The organism is Clostridia bacterium, assembly GCA_036562685.1.
In the GTDB taxonomy this organism is placed as follows: Bacteria; Bacillota; Clostridia; order Christensenellales; family DUVY01; genus DUVY01.
The window spans coordinates 1-5,311 of sequence record DATCJR010000123.1 but is presented as its reverse complement, the minus strand read 5'-3'; the positions used below and the strand labels follow the sequence as shown (position 1 = coordinate 5,311).

General features: G+C 34.8%; 4 protein-coding genes. 3 read left to right on the top strand and 1 reads right to left on the bottom strand.

Annotation, left to right across the window (positions count from 1 at the left end; genetic code table 11):
- The 3 genes from VIL26_05570 to VIL26_05560 form a co-directional block, all read left to right on the top strand.
- Window positions 1-1,604: hypothetical protein (locus tag VIL26_05570; GenBank protein HEY8390402.1), on the top strand; the 1,604-nt coding region annotated here is incomplete at its 5' end.
- Window positions 1,605-1,664: 60 nt separating this feature from the next.
- A complete protein-coding gene (hisC, locus tag VIL26_05565) occupies window positions 1,665-2,768 on the top strand; it encodes a histidinol-phosphate transaminase (GenBank protein HEY8390401.1) in 1,104 nt (367 codons plus the stop codon).
- Window positions 2,769-2,934: 166 nt separating this feature from the next.
- Entirely contained in the window at window positions 2,935-3,879 is a 945-nt protein-coding gene (locus VIL26_05560; protein ID HEY8390400.1) for a magnesium transporter CorA family protein, read from the top strand.
- 75 nt (window positions 3,880-3,954) lie between these two features.
- Here VIL26_05560 and VIL26_05555 read toward each other — a convergent pair.
- On the bottom strand, window positions 3,955-5,311 hold a 1,357-nt coding region (locus tag VIL26_05555; protein HEY8390399.1), incomplete at its 5' end, for a DUF3794 domain-containing protein.

Here is a 5,311-nt window from a genome sequence, read left to right as displayed (position 1 = left end):
AGCTTGAACTTGCCAATATCTTTAACCAATATGGTGCAACATATATTCAAAATTATGGCTATACTGTAAAGCAGACTTATGATACCTTGCTTGAACAGCTTGTTAATAGAGAACTTTTGCTGATAGAAGCTGAAAAGCTTATAAAATCTAATGAAATAAGACTAAAACAATCCGAAATAAATGAAATTTGGCAAAATGTTTACGATACTATTGACGATGTTATTTATAATTACGAAAAAGAAATTGCCAAAGAATATGAAGAACCTATATATGAACGTGGCGAAGGCGAAGATCTAAAACCTGACTATCCGACTTTGACTTATCCCTATGCTCCCGATGAAGACAAAGATGTGGAATACGAAGTTGATGAAAACGGCATTCTACAAGATGAAGAAAAATGGACACCCGAAGGCAGCAGAGGTCCAATTTTTGATTATTCTATTATCGAATTCGGCACTGACCAAGCAAAACAAGCATATTTCCAATCATCAGAATATCGTGCTGCCGCTTTAAAGACAGAAGCTTTGAGAAGATTTTTTGAAAATATAAGAGAAAATCTAAAAGCTAATGTTTTATCAAAAGCAAATCAAGCAAAATATAAAGCCGACCTTGCAGTTATCGACTCATACAAAAATGCAAAACCTTACAAATATGCCGAACTATATAGAAAATTGCAGGATTTCTGGTTTATAAAATATATTTATTATGATAATTCTTATAACAGCATGCTGTTTACAAAATTGCAGGAATATGTAGAAGACGATGTTTCTGTAACAGATGAAGAAGTTAGAGATTATTACAACAAGACATTAGCTCAACAAAAAGAAACCTTCAAAAATATAAGTTCTTATGTTTCTGCAATGAAAGATGGCAGCAGCATCATACTATATCATCCTAACGCAAGATGGTTTTATGTTAAGCAGATTTTAATACCTTTTTCTGATGAACAAAAAACTCATTTGGAAAGCTTAAAAACTCAAGGCAAATCAAATGATTATATCCAATCTGAAAGAGAAAGACTTGCTAACGATATAAAATCTTATGCACATAAAGATGGCTACAATGTAGGAAATCCCTTGCCTATAAGCCAGATTTTGAGTGATATAAAATCTCAAATGAGCTCATTGGCTGGACATTCTAAAGCTGCTGAAATCAAATTTGAAAGCCTTATCTTCAAATATAATACTGATCCTGGTAGTTTTAACAATGTTAAGGGTTACGGCATGCAATATGATCCTGATAATAAAGGAAATTCCGGCTATGTAGCCGAATTTGAAGAAACTGCTTTTGATCTTTACGAACAAGGCGTTTTAGGAGCAATAAAAGAAACTGTTTCAGATTATGGCGTTCATGTATTGATGCTTTCTTCTATCGTTGAGTCAGGCACAAGAGAATTGGGTGAATATACCAGTGTATTTGAAGACGGCTTACATGATACCACTTATTATGAAGCGCTTAAAAAAGAACTCCTTGATAAGAAAAAATCTGACGCATTTACCAACTATCAAAATGAGATATTGACACAACTCAATAGAGACTGGGAAGATCAGATTACGCTTTATGAAAAGAGATATCAACGACTTGTAAAAGCTGCTCAAAAATAAAATTAAATAATCATTAAGTAAATAATGTTGATATGCCCTTTCATAGCGAAAGGGCATATTATGTTTAATGAGAAAAAATTAAGGCAGGAACAGATTATGCTTTTGAGTAAAAAGGCACAACAAATCAAGGAATACACAGCGGGAGAACAGCTCAACGAAGGCTATATCAAGCTAAATTCCAACGAAAATCCTTATCCTCCCTCAAAAAAAGTTTTAAAAGCTATAAAAAGTTCATCTAAGCTGAATTTTTATCCAAGCCCAAGAGCCGATAATTTGAGGCTGGAACTAAGCAAGCTCTACAATATACCGCAGGATAATATTTTTATAGGTAACGGAAGCGATGAAGTATTGGGGTTTGCATTCTTGGCTTTTTTCAATAAGCACGAAAAAGACATTGTTTTCCCCGAAGTTACATACAGCTTTTATCCTGTTTGGGCAGAACTATATGACATCAATTACCGCACAATTCAGCAAAACGATGACTTTACTATTAATATCAAAGATTATTACAATCTTCAAAACTGCCAAGGAATAATTATCGCAAATCCTAACGCGCCCACAACATTGGAGCTTTCATGCCAAGATATAGAAAACATAGTAATTCACAATTTAGACAAAGTTATAATTATTGACGAAGCTTATGTCGACTTTGGAACTTATAACTGTTTGGATTTGGTGTCAAAATATCAAAATGTTTTAGTTATACGAACTTTTTCCAAAAGTTGGTCTTTGGCAGGCATAAGATGCGGCTTTGCAATGGGCAGTACGGAATTAATCAAAGGACTAGAAAAAATAAGGGATTGCTTTAACAGCTATTCAGTCAACAGGCTTACTCAGGCTGCCGCGATAGCTGCAGTAAGTGACATAAAATATTTCAATCAAACCATAAACAAGGTAAAATCAACACGAACTCGTGTTATAAATGAACTTATCAAACTAGGCTATAATGTACTGCAATCCAAAACCAATTTTATCTTTATGACACGACAAGGCTGGGACGCAAAAAGCATATATCAAAAACTAAAAGACCAAAAAATATTGGTTAGACATTTTAATTTGCCCAAAATTCAAAACTATCTGAGAGTAACGATAAGCACTGACGAGCAGATGAACAAATTTTTGAATGCGCTAAAAAAAATTGACAATTCTTTCGACAACTTATGAGTTGTTTATTGTAAAATTAAATGCTATAATAGCCATATAGGAGAAATAATCTTATGGACGACCCTAGCGGGAGAAACAATAACAACATATAGGCATAACCGCCCAAAATAAAAGATTTTGTGCGGTTAAATTTTGCCGCACATTTTTTATTTTAGGAGGTGGCTTTATGGTCAAAATGTTTAAGACCCCTGTAGGCGAGAAAAATGCCCACAAAATCCTTGCACCCGAACAAAATTGCTGGATTCATATGGAAAATCCAAGTGATTTTGAAATAGAAAACATCTCTTCATCTACAAAAATTCCAGCGCAAATGATTAAGGCCGCACTAGATGAAGAAGAAAGAGCTCACATTGAGATTGAAGATGAAGGCAAGTTGATCTTGGTGGACATCCCAATTATGAGTGAATCCGCTGAAAGCGAAACATATATATACAGTACCTTGCCATTGGGCATTATAATAACAGACAATTATTTTGTCACTGTCTGTCTAAAAAACACCTCTGTAATCAATGATTTTATTCAAGGTCTTGTAAAAAACTTTGATATTAACAAGCCTACACGCTTTTTGTATCAGATTTTGTATAACAACTCGATTAAATTCTTGCATTATCTAAGACAGATAGACAAGGCAAGCAATCGTATTCAGCTTCAATTGCACAAATCAATGAAAAACAAAGAGCTTTTTCAGCTTCTTGAACTTGAAAAGTCTTTGGTTTATTTTTCAACTTCTATAAAATCCAATCACGCTGTTTTAGAAAAAATATTGGCAAGCTCAATTGTAAAACATTATGATGACGATCAAGACATACTTGATGACGCTGTTATAGAAAGCAGACAGGCGATGGAAATGGCAGACATTTATAGAGATGTATTAAGCGGCACAATGGACGCATTTGCTTCGGTAATAAGCAACAATCAAAACAAAGTTATGAAGCTGCTAACTGCTTTGACAATTGTATTGACAATTCCTAACTTGATAGCCTCTTTTTTCGGAATGAACACTATAATCCCATTTCAGAACAATAGATTTGGATTCTGGATAATCGCTGGAATTGCGGGAATATTTTCAGGCATAGCAGCGTTAATTATGTATAGGAAAAAAATGTTTTAAATATGTTAAAATCCTCTTGGATGCCAAGAGGATTTTTTTGAGTTTTAACGATTATGGCTTTTTGATTAAAATCTACTATATATCAGCTGATATCTGACGATAAATCAAAATTCTTTCGCCTGAAGGCAATGGCTCTTTTAGGTGAGGGTTATTAGCCAGAATGTTTTGCGGCGTGGTATGTAAAGCTTTTGCCACATCCCATAATTTTTCACCTTGACGTGTTATATATACTGATATCGCGCTCTGGTGGCTTACTTTAAGTTCGCCAATTTCTATGTCTTTGATATAATAGCAAACTTTTTTGCTATAAATATTAATGCAGAATTTTACTGATGCAGATAATTCTACTTCACCACTCTTTTTGGGGCGTGCGTTAATTTTTACTATGCAAGCATTTCCGTCAAATTCAAGCATGCCTTCAGGCAAATCACATTTAACAGTTAAGGAATAAGGAAGCTCGACTGAAACTGAATTGCGTGTTTCGTATTCGTTATTCCAATATATTATTCCTGTATGCAAAACACCTTCAATAGTCAGCTTATTGCCTTCGTTATAGATATTGGCAACCTGAATTTTAGAAGACGTCAAGCAAATTACTTTATCCACAGAAGGCAGGTCGCTTCCTAAATTAGCTGTTCCGTCTATCGACTCGTCAAATCTCTTTGTTCCTACAAACTTCTTAAAATCTATGCTTTCACCGATTATTTTAACTTCTTTGCTTACGCTGAACGCGTCTATAACCGCTACGGCTTTTGCTACTGTTAATGTACGGCATTCAGCCTGCATTTTAAACTCGCCTTTAAGTATCTTGTGTTCGCTTGCCATATCGTCAGCCAAAGTTACAGTAAAGCTGTTTATTTTTATGACATAAACTACTTTGTCGTCAATTCTAGCCCCAGGTGCGTTTATTTCATGGCTGTATTCGCAAGTAAAGGTTTCATTTTTTATAAGCCCGTTATCTGTGGTATAAATAACATTGAGATCTACCATTCCGTTAAAGACTACACAGTCAAGACCGCAAGAAACATCTGTCGTTATATTGTTTGCTTCGCATAACAAGATATTGACAATATTGTCTTTAGGCTCAAACTCTTCAGAAACATAAAATGTTTCTCCGCCTTTTGAACTGATGACATCATATTCAAGTTCGTCGGTATGAGTATAAATCTCCTCAGTGCCTTCCTTGATAAGATTATATTGTTCGCTTACAACAACTTTGCAGCAAATTTCAACAGCTGCCGAAATTCTAATCTCGTTTTGAGTAACGGATATTGTGTCAGTATCCAGAGTGTGAGCTTCTATCAGCAATTCACTTGAAGGCATTATGGCTTCGTCAACAACTTTGTCTGAAAAATCGGCATTATAATCCATGCTGTTGGTTGCTCCGTCCGTATCGACAAACAGCACTTTGAAATTAGCTCTGCCGTTATAA